This is a genomic window from Pseudomonas fluorescens (assembly GCF_000967965.1).
In the GTDB taxonomy this organism is placed as follows: Bacteria; Pseudomonadota; Gammaproteobacteria; order Pseudomonadales; family Pseudomonadaceae; genus Aquipseudomonas; species Aquipseudomonas grandcourensis.
In genome coordinates this window covers 1-20,456 of sequence record NZ_LACC01000019.1, presented here as the reverse complement: position 1 = coordinate 20,456, position 20,456 = coordinate 1, and the positions used below count along the sequence as shown (strand labels likewise).

Here is a 20,456-nt window from a genome sequence, read left to right as displayed (position 1 = left end):
GGGGAACCATGAACACTTCTATCAGTACCGCCTACAACTACAAGGTGGTCCGCCAATTCGCCATTATGACGGTGGTGTGGGGCATCGTCGGCATGGGGCTCGGGGTTTTTCTCGCTGCCCAGTTGGTCTGGCCCGAACTCAACTTCAATTTGCCGTGGACCAGCTTCGGCCGCTTGCGCCCGCTACACACCAACGCGGTGATCTTCGCCTTTGGCGGCTGCGCACTGTTCGCCAGTTCGTTGTACTCCGTACAACGGACGTGCCAAACACGCTTATTTGCTCCCGCAGTTGCCGCGTTCTGTTTCTGGGGCTGGCAGCTTGTGATCCTGCTGGCAGCCATCAGCCTGCCGCTGGGCTACACCAGCTCCAAGGAATACGCCGAGCTGGAATGGCCGATCGACATCCTGATCACCATCGTCTGGGTCGCTTACGCCATCGTGTTCTTCGGCACGATCATGCAGCGCAAGACCAAGCACATTTATGTCGGTAACTGGTTCTTCGGTGCGTTCATCATCACCGTGGCGATCCTGCACATCGTCAACAACATGGAGTTGCCGGTCAGCTTCACCAAGTCCTACTCGCTGTACTCCGGTGCCACTGACGCGATGGTGCAGTGGTGGTACGGGCACAACGCCGTGGGCTTTTTCCTCACCGCCGGTTTCCTCGGGATGATGTATTACTTCGTGCCGAAACAGGCCGAGCGTCCGGTGTACTCCTATCGCCTGTCGATCGTGCACTTCTGGGCGCTGATCACCCTGTACATCTGGGCCGGTCCGCACCACTTGCACTACACCGCATTGCCGGACTGGGCGCAGTCGCTGGGCATGGTGATGTCGCTGATCCTGCTGGCACCAAGCTGGGGCGGGATGATCAACGGCATGATGACCCTCTCGGGTGCCTGGCATAAGTTGCGCAGCGACCCGGTCCTGCGCTTCCTCGTGGTGTCCCTGGCGTTCTACGGCATGTCGACCTTCGAAGGGCCGATGATGGCGATCAAGACGGTCAACGCCCTCTCCCACTACACCGACTGGACCATCGGCCACGTACACGCCGGCGCCTTGGGCTGGGTGGCGATGATTTCCATCGGCGCGCTGTACCACATGATCCCGAAAATCTTCGGCCGCGAGCAGATGCACAGCATCGGCCTGATCAACGCGCACTTCTGGCTCGCCACCATCGGCACCGTTCTGTACATCGCCTCGATGTGGGTCAACGGCATCGCCCAGGGTCTGATGTGGCGTGCGGTGAACGAAGACGGCACGCTGACTTACTCCTTCGTCGAGACCCTGGTGGCCAGCCACCCTGGCTTCGTCGTGCGGCTGGTGGGCGGTGCGATTTTCCTCAGCGGCATGTTCCTGATGGCCTACAACACTTGGCGCACCGTGCGGGCCTCGCAGCCTGCCGAAGTCGCCGCTGCCGCGCAGATGGCCTGAGGAGTCCGCCATGAAACACGAAACTATCGAGAAAAACGTCGGCCTGTTGCTGCTGCTGATGATCCTGGCCGTGAGCATCGGCGGCCTGACCCAGATCGTCCCGCTGTTCTTCCAGGACGTGACCAACAAACCGGTGGAAGGCATGAAGCCCTACACCGCACTGCAACTGGAAGGTCGCGACATCTACATCCGCGAAGGCTGCGTCGGCTGTCACTCGCAGATGATCCGCCCGTTCCGCGCCGAGACCGAGCGCTACGGCCACTACTCGGTGGCCGGTGAAAGCGTCTGGGATCACCCGTTTCTGTGGGGCTCGAAACGCACCGGGCCGGACCTGGCGCGGGTCGGCGCACGTTACTCGGATGACTGGCACCGCGCGCACTTGTACAACCCGCGCAACGTCGTGCCGGAGTCGAAGATGCCGGCCTACCCGTGGCTGGTGGCCAATCAACTCGACAGCAGTCATACCGAAACCAAGATCAAGGCCATGCGCACCCTGGGCGTGCCGTACACCGACGAAGACATCACCGGCGCCGTCGCGTCCCTCAAGGGCAAGAGCGAGATGGATGCACTGGTCGCCTACCTGCAAGTGCTCGGCACTGCCATCAAGAGCAAGAGGTGAGCAATGTTTGAATTGAGCACTGGAATGATCCGCGGCCTTGGCACTGTCGTCGTATTCGTCGCGTTCATTGGCTTGACCCTGTGGGTATTCAACGGCAAGCGCAGCCCGGAATTCGCCGAAGCGCGCCTGCTGCCGTTCGCCGACGAGCCACAACCCGACATCACTGAAGAATCAGCTACAAGGAGTACCCGGCCATGACCACCTTCTGGAGTACGTGGATCTGCGTACTGACCATCGGCAGCCTGATCGGCCTGACCTGGCTGTTGATCGGCACCCGCAAGGGTGAAACCAAGGGCAGTGTCGACCAGACCATGGGCCACAGCTTCGACGGCATCGAGGAGTACGACAACCCGTTGCCGCAATGGTGGTTCATGCTGTTCGCTGGCACCCTGGTGTTTGCCGTCGGTTATCTGATCCTTTATCCGGGCCTGGGCAACTGGAAAGGCGTCCTCCCCGGCTACGAAAACGGCTGGACCGGCGTGCACGAATGGGAAAAGGAGATGGACAAGGCTGACGCGAAGTTCGGGCCGATCTTCGCCAAGTTCGCGGCGATGCCCGTGGAAGAAGTGGCCAAGGACCCGCAGGCACTGAAAATGGGCGGCCGCCTGTTTGCCTCCAACTGCTCGGTGTGCCACGGCTCGGACGCCAAGGGTGCATACGGTTTCCCCAACCTGACCGACAGCGACTGGCGCTGGGGCGGCAATGCAGAAACCCTCAAGACCACCATCATGGGTGGCCGGATGGCGATGATGCCGGCCTGGGGTGAAGTCCTGGGGGAGGACGGTGTGAAAAACGTCGCCGCTTATGTGCGCCATGGCCTGGCCAAGTTGCCATTGCCTGCCGACAGCAAAGCCGACCTGCAAGCCGGACAGCAAGCCTTCAGCACCACCTGCGTCGCCTGTCACGGAGCTAATGGCCAGGGCACCGAAGCCATGGGCGCGCCGAACCTGACGCACCCGGCCGGCTTCATTTACGGTACAAGCCTGACGCAGCTTGAGCAGACGATTCGGCATGGCCGCCAGGGCCATATGCCGGCGCAGAACGAACTGCTCGGCAACGATAAGGTGCAGCTGCTCGCGGCTTACGTGTACAGCCTTTCCAGAGGTGATGAGCAGTTGAGCGGCAAGCTTCAAGCTACAAGCGGCAAGTAAAGTCAAAAGCCAGAGCTGCAAGCAACGGGATTTCTCTTGAAGCTTGCAGCTTGAAGCTTGCCGCTGCCTCTTTGCGACGCATTGTCGCACCCTCTTTGACTCTTTCTTTCGGATCACCGGATTCGGGTCTAAGCTTCCCCCGATGCGGACTGGCCGGTGCCGGTTCCAGGTCGACCCTGAACGATGTGTTCGACGAATCTGCCCGATGACAGGCCGCAAAGGCTGGTAGATACCGGCTGTCGCACCAATTGCCTTCGGTCAGCCAAACGTTGCGTTTGAACACACCTCGTTACATCCGACCTGACCCCCTCGCCTGATCAGTCCGCCGGGACGTTTTGCCCGCGGGCAATTTTGTCCTTACGCGGCGCATGGAAAGGCCGCAGAATCAGCTTTTGAAAGCATTGACCCAGGTCATGGCGCGTTGCAATGACCCCTTGCTTTCTCCATACTTGCGGCCGATTTTTAATCCTAATAAAACACCCAAACCGTGGAACCTTAGAATGAGCACAGCAATCAGTCCGACTGCTTATAACTATAAGGTAGTCCGCCAGTTCGCCATCATGACGGTGGTCTGGGGGATCCTTGGCATGGGGCTCGGTGTCTTCATTGCCTCGCAACTGGTCTGGCCGGAGTTGAACTTCGGTCTGCCATGGACGAGCTTTGGACGCCTGCGCCCGCTGCACACCAACCTGGTGATTTTCGCCTTCGGTGGATGTGCACTGTTTGCCACTTCTTATTACGTCGTGCAGCGAACCTGCCAAACGCGACTGATTTCCGACAGCCTCGCCGCCTTTACCTTCTGGGGATGGCAAGCGGTGATCGTCGGCGCGATCATTACCTTGCCGATGGGTTTCACCACCACCAAGGAATACGCGGAACTGGAATGGCCCCTGGCTATTCTGCTGGCCATTGTCTGGGTCACCTACGGTCTGGTGTTCTTCGGCACCATCGTCAAGCGCAAGACCAAGCACATCTATGTGGGCAACTGGTTCTACGGCGCGTTCATCGTCGTGACCGCAATGCTGCACATCGTCAACCACATGTCGCTGCCGGTCAGCCTGTTCAAGTCCTACTCGGCCTACTCGGGTGCGACGGACGCGATGATCCAGTGGTGGTACGGCCACAACGCCGTGGGCTTCTTCCTGACCACCGGCTTCCTGGGGATGATGTACTACTTCGTGCCGAAACAGGCCGAGCGTCCGATCTACTCCTATCGCCTGTCGATCGTGCACTTCTGGGCACTGATCACCCTGTACATCTGGGCCGGCCCGCACCACCTGCACTACACCGCACTGCCGGACTGGGCACAATCGCTGGGCATGGCGATGTCGATCATCCTGCTGGCGCCAAGCTGGGGCGGCATGATCAACGGCATGATGACCCTGTCGGGCGCCTGGCATAAGCTGCGTACCGACCCGATCCTGCGCTTCCTGGTGGTTTCCCTGGCGTTCTACGGCATGTCGACCTTCGAAGGCCCGATGATGGCCATCAAGACGGTCAACTCGCTGTCGCACTACACCGACTGGACCATCGGCCACGTACATGCCGGCGCTCTGGGCTGGGTTGCGATGATCTCGATCGGCGCCATCTACCACATGATCCCGAAACTGTTCGGTCGTGCGCAGATGCACAGCACCGGCCTGATCAACACCCACTTCTGGCTCGCGACCATCGGTACCGTGCTCTACATCGCTTCGATGTGGGTCAACGGCATCACCCAGGGCCTGATGTGGCGTGCAATCAACGATGACGGCACCCTCACCTACTCGTTCGTCGAAGCGCTGCAAGCCAGCCACCCGGGCTTCATCGTCCGCGCCCTGGGCGGTGCATTCTTCGCCACCGGCATGCTGTTCATGGCCTACAACGTATTCCGTACCGTACGCGCCTCGAACCCGGCTGAAGCCAAAGCCGCCGAACAGATTGCCGTAGTTGGAGCTCACTGATGAAGCATGAAGCAGTCGAGAAGAATATTGGCCTGCTGGCCTTCTTCATGGTCATCGCCGTCAGCATCGGCGGCCTGACCCAGATCGTTCCGCTGTTTTTCCAGGATGTCACCAACAAGCCGGTCGAGGGCATGAAGCCCCGCACCGCCCTTGAACTGGAAGGCCGGGACGTTTATATCGCCAACGGTTGTGTCGGCTGCCACTCGCAGATGATCCGTCCGTTCCGTGCTGAAACCGAACGCTACGGCCACTACTCGGTCGCCGGTGAAAGCGTCTGGGACCACCCGTTCCTGTGGGGTTCCAAGCGTACCGGTCCGGACCTGGCCCGCGTCGGCGGTCGTTACTCCGATGACTGGCAGCGTGCGCACCTGTACAACCCGCGCAACGTAGTGCCCGAGTCGAAAATGCCGGCCTACCCGTTCCTCGTGGAAAACAAGCTCGACGGCAAAGACACCGCCAAGAAAATGGAAGTCTTGCGCACGCTCGGCGTCCCTTACACCGACGAAGACATCGCCGGCGCCAAGGATGCTGTGAAGGGCAAAACCGAAATGGACGCGCTGGTGGCCTATCTGCAAGGCCTGGGCACCATCATCAAAAGCAAACGGTGAATTAGATGGATATAGGGATGATTCGTGGCCTGGGCACCGTTGTCGTGATGGTGGCCTTCATCGGACTGGCACTGTGGGTGTTCAGCCCCAAGCGCAAGTCGGAGTTTGAAGACGCGACCTTGCTGCCTTTCGCGGATGATCCCGAAGCCATCAAGCACGTCGAGCAAGCTTCTAGGAGTAACAAAGAATGACTACATTCTGGAGTCTGTACGTCACAGTCCTCAGTCTCGGTACGATCTTCGCCCTGACCTGGCTGCTGCTGTCGACCCGCAAGGGCCAGCGCAGCGAACAGACAGACGAGACCGTCGGGCACTCCTTCGATGGCATCGAGGAGTACGACAACCCGCTGCCGAAATGGTGGTTCATGCTGTTCGTGGGCACCATCATCTTCGCACTGGGCTACCTGGCGCTGTATCCGGGCCTGGGTAACTGGAAAGGCCTGCTGCCGGGTTACGGCTACCTCGACAACGAGAAGCAGACCCCGTTCGCCAACGGCCAGACCGGCTGGACCGGCGTTCACGAGTGGGAAAAGGAAATGGCCAAGTCGGACGCCAAGTTCGGTCCGATCTTCGCCAAGTTCGCGGCCATGCCAATCGAAGAAGTGGCCAAGGACCCGCAAGCCCTGAAGATGGGTGGCCGCCTGTTCGCCTCCAACTGCTCGGTTTGCCACGGTTCCGACGCCAAGGGCGCCTATGGCTTCCCGAACCTGACCGACGCCGACTGGCGCTGGGGCGGCGAGCCGCAAACCATCAAGACCACCATCATGGGCGGCCGTCATGCGGTGATGCCTGCGTGGGCTGACGTGATTGGCGAGCAAGGCGTGGCCGACGTGGCCGCGTTTGTCCTGACCAACCTCGATGGCCGCAAGCTGCCGGAAGGCACCAAGGCCGACCCGGTTGCCGGGCAGAAACTGTTCGCTACCAACTGCGTGGCGTGCCACGGTCCGGAAGGCAAAGGCACCCCAGCGATGGGCGCACCTAACCTGACTCACCCGGCAGCGTTCATCTACGGTTCGAGCTTCGCTCAACTGCAGCAGACCATCCGTTATGGCCGTCAGGGCCAGATGCCTGCGCAAGAGCAGCTGCAAGGTAACGACAAGGTTCACCTGCTGGCCGCTTACGTCTACAGCCTGTCTCACGGCGAGAAGGCAGCGGACGCCGAGTAAGGCAAACGCTTGAAGCTACAAAATACGGCCCCGCCAATGTGAATTGGCGGGGCCGTTTTGTTATTGATGCCAAACAACAAAACCAATAGAGCAAATTTCCAGTCAATCGCGGAAACATGCCTTATCAACAAAGCCTCGACACCTGATTGCTTCAGAAAAAACCGCCGCATAAATTCATCTATTTCGACAATCCCTGCACCGCAAGACAAACAACATCAATAAAACGGAAATGGACTTCCATGATAATTTCAAACAGCTGCAAACTGCTCTCCCTGCTGATATTGACCTGTGCCCCCGTCATGCATTCGATGGCCAGCCAATCCCAGCCGCAACACCTGGTGTTTGCCTCGGAACCGAAGTACCCCTCCAGTGAAAAATCCGATAACAAGGAACACGAGTCCGCAGCCGACAAGGAAGCGCGATCAAAGTGGCTGATCAACGCCCAATACAGCAGCATTGCCGACTTCAGGAACCAACTCGGAGGGGCTGCCGCCATCCCGGTGATGATCAACGGTAACCTGACCGCTTCCGGGCGTCCCAGAGAACGCGCCTACGTTCATTCGGTATTGCAGGACAAACTCAACAAACTTTACGACTTTGGCTTGGGCAATCACGACTACGACTTCAATGTCGCAGGTTGCCCCGACTGCGCTGCCGGGAGCGTCGACGACCTGAAGAATCGCTACTGGGGTAAAGTCGCCACCCTGGACCTCGCCGCCAGGGCTTCTGTTTTCACGAAAACCTGGTACGGCAGCCTGGCGTATTCCAGGGACTATGGCGATGTTCACCTGGTCCAGCTGCACAACGAACCAACCTACTCCGTCAACTTTTCCACTCACTCGCTTTTCAATACGACCGCCTACGAAATCACCGCTTCGCTGGACTGGCTGGAGCGAGACCTGCAACGTGCTCGAGCCCAGGGCAAAATCATTCTGCTGAACTTGCACCAGCCGTTCGGCTGGCCGGTTCAGGAGCGCGAAATCATGCGGTTCTCCCGGATGCTCGAGGACTATCGCGTGACCGCCGTATTTTCCGCCGATGCAAACAAACAGAACGGAAAGTACCCGACCAGCAACTACGTCTATGGTGATACGCCACTGTTCATGAGTGGTTCGGCCACTCGGCAAAGCTGGTTGTCGGCCAGTTTTTCTCCCGACAGAAAGTCCCTCACCGTCAACGTCATCGCCGGCAATGACTGGCGCAATCCTGTTGCCAGCCATACCGTCCCGGTCAAATAAACCGCCGCGACGCCATCGGATGACCTGATGGCGTCGATGCCCCACGACCGGGCAGCTATACTGCGGGTGTCAATTGACCTGCATCATGTTTTGTTACATTCGCTACACCATCCGCGGATTTCTCCCAACGCGACCAAAGGTCGCACCCGCAGGCTAGAGCGACAGGCGTATCATTGCGCCACTGCAACACCCCTTTTTGACCGCGGTCGGCACGTACTGACCGAGGCATTTTTCCACTGCCGTGGGATGCAATGATGAGCAACCAGATTCCGGTACACGACGTCACTCCACCCACCAAGAACGCGAACAACAGCGTCGACCTCTACGCCTCCAGGGAAAAAATCTACACCCGCGCCTTCACCGGCCTGTTTCGCAACCTGCGGATGACTGGCGGTGCCGTGTTGTTCCTGCTGTATTTCGGCACGGTGTGGCTGAACTGGGGCGGTCATCAAGCCGTGTGGTGGAACGTGCCGGAGCGCAAGTTCTTCATTTTCGGCGCCACCTTCTGGCCCCAGGACTTCATTCTGCTGTCCGGCATGTTGATCATTGCCGCCTTCGGCCTGTTCTTCATCACCGTGTACGCCGGACGGGTCTGGTGCGGCTATACCTGCCCGCAAAGCGTCTGGACCTGGATCTTCATGTGGTGCGAAAAAGTCACTGAAGGTGACCGCAACCAACGCATCAAGCTCGACAAGGCGCCGATGAGCGCCAACAAGCTCCTGCGCAAGTTCAGCAAACACAGCCTGTGGCTGCTGATCGGCTTCGTCACCGGCATGACCTTCGTCGGCTACTTCTCGCCGATCCGCGAACTGGTGTTCGACTTCTTCACCGGCCAGGCGGATGGCTGGTCGTACTTCTGGGTCGGTTTCTTCACCCTCGCCACTTATGGCAACGCCGGCTGGTTGCGTGAACAGGTGTGCATCTACATGTGCCCGTACGCGCGCTTCCAGAGTGTGATGTTCGACAAGGACACCCTGATCGTTTCCTACGACCCGCGCCGTGGCGAAGGCCGTGGCCCGCGCAAAAAAGGCATCGACTACAAGGCTCAGGGCCTGGGCGACTGCATCGACTGCACCATGTGCGTCCAGGTCTGCCCGACCGGTATCGACATCCGCGACGGCCTGCAAATCGAATGCATCGGTTGCGCCGCCTGTATCGATGCCTGCGACGCCATCATGGACAAAATGGATTACCCGCGCGGGCTGATCAGCTACACCACCGAGCACAACCTGTCCGGGCAGATAACCCATAAACTGCGTCCGCGCCTGATTGGCTATGCCGTGGTGCTGCTGGCGATGATCAGCCTGCTGGCGACGGCGTTCTTCATGCGTGCACTGGTGGGCTTCGATGTCAGCAAGGACCGCGTGCTGTACCGCGAGAACGCCGAAGGCCGGATCGAAAACGTCTACAGCCTGAAAATCATGAACAAGGACCAGCGCGACCATACCTACCTGCTCGAAGCCTCCGGCCTGCCGGATCTCAAATTGCAGGGTCGACGCGAGATCAAGGTCGCGGCCGGCGAGATCATCAGCCAGCCTGCCGAGCTGTCCGTCGCACCGGAAAAACTGCCGTCGAGCACCAACGAGGTGAAATTCATCCTCAAGGACGCCGATGACGACAGCGTCCACATTGAAGCCAAGAGCCGGTTCATCGGCCCACAAATTCGTTGAGAGAACTGAACATGCCCGCAGCAACTGCCGCTAGTCCCTGGTACAAGCACCTCTGGCCGTGGATCATCATCGGGATCCTGGCCTGCTCGGTGACCCTGACCTTGTCCATGGTGACCATCGCGGTGAAGAACCCGGACAACCTGGTCAACGACAACTACTACGAGGCCGGCAAAGGCATCAACCGCTCCCTCGACCGTGAGCTGCTGGCCCAGACCCTGAAAATGCGCGCCAGCGTTCATCTCGATGGCATGACCGGCGAGGTTGACCTGCGCCTGAGCGGCGACAGCCAGCCCGGGACCCTGGAGCTGAACCTGATCTCGCCGACCCAACCGGAAAAGGATCGCAAGATCACCCTGACCCGCAGCGAAACCGAACAGGGCCGCTACATCGGCCAGTTGAGCGACAAGGTCGAAGGCCGGCGTTTTGTCGAGTTGCTCGGCACTCAGGACGAGCACATCTGGCGCATGTTCGAAGAAGAAATGGTCAGCCATGACAAAGACCTGCTGCTGGGTGACGAACCGCTGCAAGGTGCCGAAGACCTGAAGAAATAAAAATGCCATCGAATGTGGCGAGGGAGCTTGCTCCCGCTGGGGTGCGCAGCACCCCTAAAATCTGCAACTCAGTTCCTTCAGGTACAGCGAGTCCGCAGCACTACGACTGCTTCGCAGCCGAGCGGGACGATGCGGCGATCCGACAAGCTCCCTCGCCACAAAGGCTTTCATGGCTACAGAAATGACCACCCCACTCCCCTGCTACCACTGCGCCCTGCCCGTCCCCGCCGGCAGCCGCTTCACCGCTGCAGTCCTGGGGCAACCCCGCGAGTTCTGCTGCCCGGGGTGCCAGGCCGTGGCCGAGGCCATTGTCGCCGGTGGCCTGGAATGCTATTACCAGCACCGTAGCGAAGCCTCGGCCAACCCCGAAGCGCTGCCGGTGCAACTGGTGGATGAACTGGCGCTGTACGACCGTGCCGATGTGCAGCAACCCTTCGTTCGCCACGACGGCGAACTCGCCGAAACCACACTATTGATGGAAGGCATCAGCTGCGCCGCCTGCGGCTGGCTGATCGAAAAACACCTGCGCACCTTGCCGGCCGTGGCCGAAGCGCGCCTGAACCTGTCCAACCATCGCCTGCACGTACGCTGGGCCGATGGGCAATTGCCGCTGAGCCAGGTCCTCAGCGAGCTGCGTCACATCGGTTACGCCGCACACCCGTATCAGGCCGACCGGGCCAGCGAACAACTGGCCAGCGAAAACCGCCTGGCCCTGCGCCAGCTCGGCGTGGCCGGTTTGCTGTGGTTCCAGGCGATGATGGCAACCATGGCCACCTGGCCTGAATTCAACATCGACCTCAGCCCCGAACTGCACACCATCCTGCGCTGGGTCGCGCTGTTCCTCACCACTCCGATTGTGTTCTACAGCTGCGCGCCGTTCTTCAAAGGCGCCATGCGCGATCTGCGCACCCGCCACCTGACCATGGACGTTTCGGTGTCGCTGGCCATCGGTAGCGCTTACATCGCCGGGATCTGGACGTCGATCACCGGGGTCGGAGAACTGTATTTCGATGCCGTTGGCATGTTTGCCCTGTTCCTGCTCGCCGGGCGTTATCTGGAACGTCGCGCCCGGGAGCGCACCGCCGCCGCCACCGCGCAGCTGGTGAATCTGTTGCCCGCCTCGTGCCTGCGATTGACAGCCGACGGCCAGAGCGAACGCATTCTGCTCAGTGAACTGCGTGTCGGCGATCAGGTGCTGGTTCATCCGGGCGCCATTCTCCCGGCTGACGGCAAGATCCTCGACGGCCAGTCGAGTGTCGACGAGTCCCTGCTGACCGGTGAATACCTGCCACAACCCCGCACCCTCGGCGACGCGGTCACCGCCGGCACAATGAACGTCGAAGGCGCACTGACCGTCGAGGTTCAGGCCCTGGGCCAGGACACTCGCCTCTCGGCCATCGTTCGCCTGCTCGATCGTGCCCAGGCCGAAAAACCGCGCCTGGCGGAAATCGCCGACCGCGCCGCGCAATGGTTCCTGCTGTTGTCGTTGATTGCGGCTGCGGTCATTGGCCTGCTGTGGTGGGAACTGGACTCATCGCGAGCATTCTGGATTGTGTTGGCGATGCTGGTAGCGACTTGCCCTTGCGCGTTGTCGCTGGCCACACCGACCGCCCTCACCGCCGCCACCGGCACATTGCACAAACTGGGCCTGCTGTTGACGCGTGGCCATGTGCTGGAAGGCCTGAACCAGATCGACACAGTGATTTTCGACAAGACCGGCACCCTCACCGAAGGTCGCCTGGCGCTGCGTTCGATCCGCCCCCTCGGCGCACTCGACAGCGATCAATGCCTGGGCCTCGCCGCAGCCCTGGAAAACCGCTCCGAACATCCGATCGCCCGCGCTTTCGGTCGTGCACCGATGGCTGCCGAAGAAGTCCACAGCACACCGGGCCTTGGCCTGGAGGGGCTGGTTGACGGGCGCCGCCTGCGCATCGGCCAACCGAATTTCGTCTGCGAACTCAGCGGCGCCATGGTGCCGTCGATGCCTGAGGAAGCCGGCCAATGGCTGCTGCTTGGCGACAACCAGGGACCGCTGGCCTGGCTTGTCCTCGACGATCGCTTGCGGGCCGACGCGCCCGCGCTGTTGGCCACGTGCAAGGCGCGAGGCTGGCGCACGCTGCTGTTGTCCGGCGACAGCTCGCCAATGGTCGCCAGCGTGGCGGCGGAACTGGGTATCGATGAAGCCCGTGGCGGTTTGCGTCCGGACGATAAGCTGCAGGTCCTGCAGCAACTGCACAAAGAAGGTCGCAAGGTGTTGATGCTGGGGGACGGGGTAAATGACGTGCCAGTGCTGGCGGCTGCGGATATCAGCGTCGCCATGGGCTCGGCCACCGACCTTGCGAAAACCAGTGCCGATGCCGTGCTGCTTTCCAACCGCCTCGACGCGCTGGTGCAAGCCTTCAGCCTGGCGCGGCGCACCCGCCGGGTCATTATCGAGAACCTTCTGTGGGCCGGGTTGTACAATGGCCTCATGTTGCCCTTCGCCGCCCTCGGCTGGATCACGCCGGTCTGGGCGGCGGTGGGCATGTCGATCAGTTCGTTGACCGTGGTGTTGAACGCGCTGCGCCTGACTCGCATGCCGAGCGCGCCCGCCGCCAGCACTTCGCCAGAAACCCGCCCGCTGCCGGCCTGAGCCGCGCGGGCATGGAGTCCAGATGCCAGCTCTTTACGTGATGATTCCCGCTGCGCTGCTGATCGTGGCCATCGCCGTCTATATCTTTTTCTGGGCGGTGGACAGCGGTCAGTACGACGACCTCGACGGCCCGGCCCATAGCATCCTGTTCGACGACCAGGACCCGAACCACACCGCCGCCGTCGATGAGGCCAGCGGCCAACCGACCAAGCCGCAAGACAAGGCCCCGCCCCATGCTTGACCTTGCGCCACTGCTGGTGTCTGCGGTGATCCTCGGCTTGCTCGGCGGCGGCCATTGCCTGGGCATGTGCGGCGGCTTGATGGGCGCGCTGACCCTGGCGATTCCCAAGGAACAACGCAGTCGCCGCTTTCGCTTGTTGCTGGCCTACAACCTGGGCCGGATCCTGAGCTATGCCTGCGCCGGACTGCTGATCGGCCTGGCCGGATGGGCCGTGGCCAGCAGCCCGGCGGCGATGTTCCTGCGCATCCTTGCCGGCTTGCTGCTGATTGCCATGGGCCTGTACCTGGCCGGCTGGTGGAGCGGCCTGACCCGTATCGAAAGCCTCGGTCGCGGCCTGTGGCGGCATATCCAGCCAGTCGCCAACCGGTTGTTGCCGGTGTCGAGCGTTCCCCGTGCGCTGCTGTTGGGCGCGCTCTGGGGCTGGCTGCCGTGCGGTCTGGTTTACAGCACCTTGCTATGGTCGGCCAGCCAGGGCAACGCGCTGGACAGCGCATTGTTGATGCTCGCGTTCGGGCTCGGCACCTGGCCGGTGCTGCTGGCGACAGGCCTTGCCGCCGAGCGCATCACCGCACTGTTGCGCAAACGCAGCGTGCGGATGGCGGGTGGATTGCTCGTGATGCTGTTCGGCATCTGGACCTTGCCGGGGCCGCATCAGCATTGGTTGATGGGACACTGACATTGTGGCGAGGGGGCTTGTCGGAATGCCGCACCACCCCGTTGGGCTGCGCAGCGGCCCCAAATCAGATAATGCAGTGAGTCAGTGAGAAAAAGTTGTTGGGTATACGACGGCTACGCCGCCGAACGGGGTGGTGCGGCATTCCGACAAGCCCCCTCGCCACAAAATGCACTTCACACTCCCCCTTGATGCAAATCAAGATGCCCCTCCCCGCCCTCGCATAAAGTGGCTGACACTGCCAGCCTATCCGGGGGAATGCCCGCATGATGCTCGACGCCATTCGTTGGGACACCGACCTGATCCGCCGTTATGACCTGGCGGGACCACGCTACACCTCGTACCCGACCGCCGTGCAATTCAACAGCCAGGTCGGCACTTTCGACCTGTTTCATGCCCTGCGCGACAGCCGCAAGGCCCAACGCCCGTTGTCGCTGTACGTGCACGTGCCGTTCTGCGCGAACATTTGCTATTACTGCGCCTGCAACAAGGTCATCACCAAGGATCGCGGGCGGGCGCAGCCTTATTTGCAGCGCCTGGAACAGGAAATCCAGTTGATCGCTTGCCACCTCGACCCCACGCAGAAAGTCGAGCAACTGCACTTCGGTGGCGGCACACCTACCTTTCTCAGCCACGACGAACTGCGCCAGTTGATGACGCATCTGCGCAAACACTTCAATTTGCTGGACGACGACTCCGGCGACTACGGCATCGAGATCGACCCGCGCGAGGCCGACTGGTCGACCATGGGCCTGCTGCGGGAACTGGGCTTCAATCGGGTGAGCATCGGCCTGCAAGACCTCGATCCGGCGGTTCAGCGTGCAGTCAATCGCCTGCAAAGCCTGGAAGAAACCCGCGCGGTGATCGACGCCGCCCGCACCTTGCAGTTTCGCTCGATCAACATCGACCTGATCTACGGCCTGCCAAGACAGACGCCGGAGAATTTCGCCCGCACCGTCGAAGAGGTCATCAACCTGCAACCGGACAGGTTATCGGTGTTCAACTACGCCCACTTGCCGGAACGCTTCATGCCCCAGCGGCGCATCAACAGCAATGAACTGCCGACACCTGCACAGAAACTGGAAATGCTGCAGCGCACCATTGAGCAACTGATCAGCGCCGGCTACCGCTACATTGGCATGGACCACTTCGCCCTGCCCGACGATGAGCTGGCGATTGCCCAGGAAGAGTCGACCCTGCAACGCAACTTCCAGGGCTACACCACCCACGGTCATTGCGATCTGATCGGCCTTGGCGTGTCGGCGATCAGCCAGATCGGCGACCTGTACTGCCAGAACAGCAGCGACCTGACCGAGTACCAGAACGTCCTTGCATCCATGCAGCTCGCCACGAGCCGTGGCCTGCTGTGCAACGCCGACGACCGGCTGCGGCGCGCGGTCATCCAGCAATTGATCTGCAATTTCAGCCTGGAGTTTTCCGATATCGAACGGGCCTTCAACATCGATTTCCAGGGCTATTTCGGTGATCTCTGGCCCCAGCTGCAAGGCATGGCCAAAGACGGGCTGATCGAACTCGAACGCGACAGGATCACCATCCTGCCCGCCGGACGACTGTTGGCCCGCTCGGTGTGTATGGTGTTCGACGCGTACCTGGAACAACACAGTCGCCAGCGTTTTTCACGGGTAATCTAGAGCGCTGCGACAAAAGCGCCACAGGCTGGCCTCAATGTCCTCGGGTGAGTTACCCTTACGTCTTATGTGTGAATTCCCACAAGGATTGAAGAAATGTCCGAGCCAGTAAAACTGCGCGCTCATAATCAAGCCCATTGCAAGGATTGCAGCCTGGCCCCTCTTTGCCTGCCACTTTCGTTGAATCTGGAAGACATGGATGCGCTGGACGAAATCGTCAAACGCGGCCGGCCGCTGAAAAAAGGCGAATTTCTGTTCCGCCAGGGCGATACCTTCGATTCTGTCTACGCAGTCCGTTCTGGCGCCCTCAAGACCTTCAGCCTGAGCGACACCGGTGAGGAACAGCTCACTGGTTTCCACCTGCCCAGCGAACTGGTTGGCCTGTCGGGCATGGACACCGAAAAGCACCCGGTGTCGGCACAAGCCCTGGAAACCACCTCGGTGTGTGAGATTCCTTTCGAACGCCTCGACGAACTGGCCCTGCAATTGCCGCAGTTGCGCCGCCAGCTGATGCGCGTGATGAGTCGCGAAATCCGTGACGACCAGCAGATGATGCTGCTGTTGTCGAAAAAGACCGCCGACGAACGCATTGCCACCTTCCTGGTCAACCTCTCGGCACGTTTCCGTGCCCGGGGTTTTTCCGCCAATCAGTTCCGCCTGAGCATGTCGCGTAACGAAATCGGCAACTACCTGGGCCTGGCGGTGGAAACCGTGTCCCGGGTCTTTACCCGCTTCCAGCAAAACGAACTGATTGCGGCAGAAGGCAAGGAAATCCGGATTATCGACCCGATCCAGCTGTGCGCCCTGGCCGGTGGCTCGCTGGAAGGCTGAAACAAAACGTTGCGGCTGAGCGAAACGGTTCAGCCGCCGTTATACTTTGTCGTTTGCAGCCCTGCCAGGACACCACGATGGTCTTCGACTCCTTCGACATCAAATCCCTCATCCGCCCTGTCATCGACTTCCCGAAACCGGGTGTGATCTTTCGCGACATCACCCCGCTGTTCCAGTCACCCACGGCCCTGCGCCTGGTGATGGACAGCTTCGCCCACCGTTACGTCGAGGCTGACTTCACCCACATCGGCGCGATGGACGCCCGTGGTTTCCTGATCGGTTCGGTACTGGCCTATCAGTTGAACAAGCCGCTGGTGCTGTTCCGCAAGCAAGGCAAACTGCCGGCTGAAGTGCTGGCCGAGGGCTATGCGACCGAATACGGCGAAGCGTTCCTGGAAGTGCACGCCGACAGCCTGTGTGAAGGGGATTCGGTGGTGATGTTCGATGACCTGATCGCTACCGGCGGCACCCTGATTGCCGCCGCCAACCTGATCCGCCGCATGGGCGCGCGGGTGCATGAAGCGGCGGCGATCATCGATCTGCCGGAACTGGGTGGCTCGCAGCGTCTGGAAGACATGGGCATTCCTACGTTCTGCCTGACGCAGTTTGCGTTGAGCGACAAGTAATCTGGCGCCTGTACTGACGCCATTCGCGAGCAAGCCCGCTCCCACATTTGACTGCGTTCTGTCAGGAAGAATGCAATTCACTGTGGGAGCGGGCTTGCTCGCGAAAGCGTCAGCCGCTACACCACCGAACTCAAAGCCCCATCTGCTTGCTGATGATCTCGTTCATCACTTCCCGCGTCCCGCCGCCAATCGACAGGATCCGGTTGTCGCGGTACAGCCGCTCCACCAGACTCTCGCGCATGTAACCCAGCCCACCGAGTATCTGCACCGCATCGGTGACGATCCGGTCCGCGGTATCCGTCGCAAAATTCTTGGCCATGGAAATCTCCTTGATCACGCTCTGCCCCGCCGCCATCTTCGCCGCCTGGCGGTATGTGAATTCCCGGGACACCTCCAGCGCGGTCGCCATCTCGGCGAGGCGATGCTTGATCACCTGAAACTTGCCGATCGGCTTGCCAAAGGCTTCGCGCTGGCGCGCCCATTTCAGGCTCTCTTCCAGCGCAAGTTGTGCGGTCATGTTGGCCATCAACGCCAGGGCCAGGCGTTCGCTCTGGAAATTGCCCATGATGCAGGCAAAGCCCATGTTCTCGGCACCGATCAGGTTTCCTACAGGCACCCGGCAATCATCGAAGAACAGTTCAGCGGTGTCTGACGCCCACCAGCCCATTTTCTTCAGCTGCTGTCCTACGGTGAAACCGGGCGTGCCCTTCTCGATCAGCAGCAGGCTGATGCCACCGAAACCTGGCTCGCCCGTTCGCACGGCAACGGTATAGAAATCCGCGCGCACGCCGCTGGTGATAAAGGTCTTGCTGCCACTGATCCGGTAGAAATCGTCGTCGCGCACGGCACGGGTTTGCAGGTTGGCGACGTCGGAGCCGCCGCCAGGCTCGGTGATGGCCAGGGCGCTGATCTTCTCTCCCGACAGCACCTGGGGCAGCACACGAACCCGCACTTCGGGTCGGGCCCACTTGAGAATGGGCGGCAAGCCGATATCCAGCGACCCCAGGCCGGCAACCAGCCCGCCTGAGCCGCAGCGCATCAACTCTTCACTGGCGGCAACCTTGGCGAACAGATCCCCTTCATGGCTGCCTCCGTAAGCTTCCGGATAACCGATGCCGAGAATCCCCGCTGCGCCGGCCTTGAGGTAGAGCTCACGAGGAAAGCTTTCGGCTTCTTCCCACTGCTCGATATCAGGAAGTATCTCGCGCTCGACGAAACGTCTGACGCTGTCACGGACCAATTGGTGGCTGGGGTCGAAGTATTCCTGAAAGGCAGACATCGGCGAGCTCCACTGAAGAGGTCAGTGAAGTTAACCGAGCGCTTGCTTGGTTTTCAACAAAATTGTGTAAGTCAGGTAGAGCGAGGTGCCCTTATCGCGAGCAAGCTCGCTCTCACAGGGTATTGCGGCGTACACAAAACCAATGTGGGAGCGAGCTTGCTCGCGATGGCGTCAGCCCAAACAACACAAATTACAGAGTGATCGGCTTACGCCCGGCAAACGAATGCGCCAGTGTCCCGCCATCCACCAGCTCCAGCTCGCCACCCAGCGGTACGCCATGGGCGATGCGCGAGGCGATCAGGCCTTTGCTGCTGAGCAATTGGGCGATGTAGTGCGCCGTGGCTTCACCTTCCACGGTCGGGTTGGTGGCCAGGATGACTTCGGCGAACGTGCCGGCCTCCTCGATCCGCGCCATCAATTGCGGAATGCCGATGGCTTCCGGCCCCAGGCCGTCGAGCGGTGACAGATGCCCCTTGAGCACGAAATAGCGCCCGCGAAAACCGGTCTGCTCCACTGCATAGACGTCCATCGGACCTTCCACCACGCAGAGCAAGGTGTCGTCGCGACGGGTATCGGCGCATTGCGGGCACAGATCATCTTCCGTCAGCGTACGGCACAAGCGGCAGTGACCAACCCCTTCCATGGCCTGGCTCAGGGCCAGCGCCAGTCGCGAGCCGCCGCTGCGGTCACGCTCGAGCAATTGCAACGCCATGCGCTGGGCGGTTTTCTGACCCACGCCTGGCAAAATTCGCAGGGCGTCGATCAGTTGGCGAATCAAAGGGCTGAAGCTCATGGTGGAAAAGTCCGACAAAACAACGAGACGCGGTTTATACCCGCGCCTCGGTTGAGCGTCAAATTGCAGCGTCAATTACTCAGTCCCGGGAAACCCGAACCACCAGTTTGCCGAAGTTGCGCCCTTCCAGCATGCCGATAAACGCATCGGGCGCCTGTTCCAGGCCATCGACCACGTCTTCGCGGAACTTCACCTTGCCATCGCGTACCCAGGGCGCCATGGTGCTGAGGAATTCCGACTGGCGATCACCATAGTCATCGAACACGATGAAGCCCTGGATGCGCACCCGCTTGGTCAACAGGGTGCGCTGCAACAGTGGCAGGCGATCCGGGCCGCTCGGCGCCTCATGGGCGTTATAGGAGGCAATCAGGCCGCAGAGTGGAATCCGCGCCTTGGGGTTGAGCAACGGCACCACCGCGTCGAATACCTTGCCGCCGACGTTTTCGTAGTAGATGTCGATTCCCTTGCCACAGGCCTTGGCCAGTTCATCGGCAAAGTCCGGGCTCCTGTGGTCGATGCAGGCATCGAAGCCCAGCTCTTCGACGACATAGCGGCACTTGTTCGCACCACCTGCCACGCCAACCACGCGCAACCCCTTGATCTTCGCCACCTGGCCAACCACCGAGCCCACCGCCCCGGACGCAGCTGCAACCACCAGGGTTTCGCCGGCCTTCGGCTGGCCGATGTCCATCAGGCCCATGTACGCGGTCATGCCCGGCATCCCCAGCACCCCGAGAGCCATCGAAGGGTTTGGCAGCCCAGGAATCGGAATGATGCTGCGACCGTCATTGATGCTGTGGCTTTGCCAACCGGTGGCACCGACCACCAGGTCACCTTCCTGAAACTTCGGATTGAGGGAACGCTCGACCCGGCTGACAGCGCCCCCGGTCATGACTTCGCCGATTTCCACCGGAGCGGCGTAGGAAGGTGCGTCACTCATGCGTCCGCGCATGTAGGGGTCCAGCGACAGGAAAACGGTCTTGAGCAGCACCTCACCGTCGGCCAAGTCCGGCAGCGCCACCCGCTCCATGCGGAAGTTTTCCGGCGTTGGCGCGCCCACCGGGCGAGAAGCCAGGACAATGCGTTGATTGAGGGTCATGGTGTCGGACATGGCAGCGTCTCCTGTGATCGATGAGATTCAGTGATAGAGGGAGCAGACCTTTGTGGCGGTATGGCGTTCGATGTTTACTCAGTTGGACCGGGGTGAATTCTTCGCGAGCAAGCCCGCTCCCACATTTGGAATGCAATCCCCTGTGAGAGCGAGCCTGCTCGCGATGGTGGCATACCTGTCACTACCTACCCAATGGCCAGAAACAAAAATGCCAGGCGCTATGCCTAATGCCGATCAGTTAAG

General features: G+C 60.7%; 20 protein-coding genes. 17 read left to right on the top strand and 3 right to left on the bottom strand.

The annotated features are described in order from the left end of the window. The first annotated feature begins 8 nt into the window (after positions 1 to 8). From ccoN (VC35_RS15825) to VC35_RS15745, 17 genes are all read left to right on the top strand, one after another. Positions 9 to 1,433 carry a cytochrome-c oxidase, cbb3-type subunit I gene (ccoN, locus tag VC35_RS15825; RefSeq protein ID WP_046041357.1) on the top strand — a complete coding sequence of 475 codons (1,425 nt, stop codon included), beginning with the start codon at positions 9 to 11 and terminating at the stop codon, positions 1,431 to 1,433. Between the two features lie 10 nt (positions 1,434 to 1,443). After that, a complete protein-coding gene (gene ccoO / locus VC35_RS15820; RefSeq protein ID WP_008020035.1) occupies positions 1,444 to 2,052 on the top strand; it encodes a cytochrome-c oxidase, cbb3-type subunit II in 609 nt (202 codons plus the stop codon). A gap of 3 nt (positions 2,053 to 2,055) precedes the next feature. Further along, the gene (locus tag VC35_RS15815; protein WP_046041353.1) at positions 2,056 to 2,250 is read left to right on the top strand and encodes a cbb3-type cytochrome oxidase subunit 3; all 195 of its coding nucleotides are present in this window, start codon (positions 2,056 to 2,058) and stop codon (positions 2,248 to 2,250) included. Beyond that, on the top strand, positions 2,247 to 3,203 hold the full coding sequence (gene ccoP, locus VC35_RS15810; RefSeq protein ID WP_046041351.1) for a cytochrome-c oxidase, cbb3-type subunit III: 957 nt from the start codon (positions 2,247 to 2,249) through the stop codon (positions 3,201 to 3,203). The genes VC35_RS15815 and ccoP (VC35_RS15810) overlap by 4 nt, the downstream gene beginning before the upstream one ends. Positions 3,204 to 3,703: 500 nt before the next feature. After that, on the top strand, positions 3,704 to 5,146 hold the full coding sequence (ccoN, locus tag VC35_RS15805; RefSeq protein WP_046041350.1) for a cytochrome-c oxidase, cbb3-type subunit I: 1,443 nt from the start codon (positions 3,704 to 3,706) through the stop codon (positions 5,144 to 5,146). Further along, a complete protein-coding gene (gene ccoO / locus VC35_RS15800) occupies positions 5,146 to 5,754 on the top strand; it encodes a cytochrome-c oxidase, cbb3-type subunit II (RefSeq protein WP_009042961.1) in 609 nt (202 codons plus the stop codon). The genes ccoN (VC35_RS15805) and ccoO (VC35_RS15800) overlap by 1 nt, the downstream gene beginning before the upstream one ends. A 5-nt stretch (positions 5,755 to 5,759) precedes the next feature. After that, positions 5,760 to 5,945: a CcoQ/FixQ family Cbb3-type cytochrome c oxidase assembly chaperone gene (locus tag VC35_RS15795; RefSeq protein ID WP_003175465.1), complete on the top strand. Its 186-nt coding sequence runs from the start codon at positions 5,760 to 5,762 to the stop codon at positions 5,943 to 5,945. After that, positions 5,942 to 6,919, top strand: a complete 978-nt coding sequence (gene ccoP / locus VC35_RS15790) for a cytochrome-c oxidase, cbb3-type subunit III (protein WP_046041345.1) — start codon at positions 5,942 to 5,944, stop codon at positions 6,917 to 6,919. The genes VC35_RS15795 and ccoP (VC35_RS15790) overlap by 4 nt, the downstream gene beginning before the upstream one ends. Before the next feature lie 146 nt (positions 6,920 to 7,065). Further along, on the top strand, positions 7,066 to 8,157 hold the full coding sequence (locus VC35_RS15785; RefSeq protein ID WP_259674440.1) for a metallophosphoesterase family protein: 1,092 nt from the start codon (positions 7,066 to 7,068) through the stop codon (positions 8,155 to 8,157). 254 nt (positions 8,158 to 8,411) lie between these two features. Next, a complete protein-coding gene (gene ccoG / locus VC35_RS15780; RefSeq protein ID WP_046041341.1) occupies positions 8,412 to 9,827 on the top strand; it encodes a cytochrome c oxidase accessory protein CcoG in 1,416 nt (471 codons plus the stop codon). A gap of 11 nt (positions 9,828 to 9,838) precedes the next feature. Then, the gene (locus tag VC35_RS15775; RefSeq protein ID WP_046041339.1) at positions 9,839 to 10,378 is read left to right on the top strand and encodes a FixH family protein; all 540 of its coding nucleotides are present in this window, start codon (positions 9,839 to 9,841) and stop codon (positions 10,376 to 10,378) included. Between the two features lie 181 nt (positions 10,379 to 10,559). Then, entirely contained in the window at positions 10,560 to 13,010 is a 2,451-nt protein-coding gene (locus tag VC35_RS15770; RefSeq protein WP_046041337.1) for a heavy metal translocating P-type ATPase, read from the top strand. A gap of 22 nt (positions 13,011 to 13,032) precedes the next feature. Next, positions 13,033 to 13,251, top strand: a complete 219-nt coding sequence (gene ccoS, locus VC35_RS15765) for a cbb3-type cytochrome oxidase assembly protein CcoS (protein ID WP_046041335.1) — start codon at positions 13,033 to 13,035, stop codon at positions 13,249 to 13,251. Then, entirely contained in the window at positions 13,244 to 13,927 is a 684-nt protein-coding gene (locus VC35_RS15760) for a sulfite exporter TauE/SafE family protein (protein WP_046041333.1), read from the top strand. Before ccoS ends, VC35_RS15760 begins: the two co-directional genes overlap by 8 nt. 266 nt (positions 13,928 to 14,193) lie before the next feature. Then, positions 14,194 to 15,576: an oxygen-independent coproporphyrinogen III oxidase gene (gene hemN, locus VC35_RS15755; protein WP_046041427.1), complete on the top strand. Its 1,383-nt coding sequence runs from the start codon at positions 14,194 to 14,196 to the stop codon at positions 15,574 to 15,576. Between the two features lie 93 nt (positions 15,577 to 15,669). After that, entirely contained in the window at positions 15,670 to 16,404 is a 735-nt protein-coding gene (fnr, locus tag VC35_RS15750) for a fumarate/nitrate reduction transcriptional regulator Fnr (RefSeq protein WP_046041331.1), read from the top strand. Positions 16,405 to 16,481: 77 nt separating this feature from the next. Then, complete coding sequence (locus tag VC35_RS15745) at positions 16,482 to 17,030, top strand: adenine phosphoribosyltransferase (RefSeq protein WP_008050206.1); 549 nt, start codon at positions 16,482 to 16,484, stop codon at positions 17,028 to 17,030. A 130-nt stretch (positions 17,031 to 17,160) separates the two neighbouring features. Here the strand turns inward: VC35_RS15745 and VC35_RS15740 are convergent, their stop codons facing one another. From VC35_RS15740 to VC35_RS15730, 3 genes are all read right to left on the bottom strand, one after another. Continuing rightward, positions 17,161 to 18,309, bottom strand: a complete 1,149-nt coding sequence (locus tag VC35_RS15740) for an acyl-CoA dehydrogenase family protein (RefSeq protein WP_046041327.1) — start codon at positions 18,307 to 18,309, stop codon at positions 17,161 to 17,163. 190 nt (positions 18,310 to 18,499) lie between these two features. Further along, positions 18,500 to 19,102 carry a recombination mediator RecR gene (gene recR / locus VC35_RS15735; RefSeq protein ID WP_046041325.1) on the bottom strand — a complete coding sequence of 201 codons (603 nt, stop codon included), beginning with the start codon at positions 19,100 to 19,102 and terminating at the stop codon, positions 18,500 to 18,502. A gap of 79 nt (positions 19,103 to 19,181) precedes the next feature. After that, the gene (locus VC35_RS15730) at positions 19,182 to 20,213 is read right to left on the bottom strand and encodes an NADP-dependent oxidoreductase (RefSeq protein ID WP_046041323.1); all 1,032 of its coding nucleotides are present in this window, start codon (positions 20,211 to 20,213) and stop codon (positions 19,182 to 19,184) included. Positions 20,214 to 20,456: the final 243 nt, after the last annotated feature.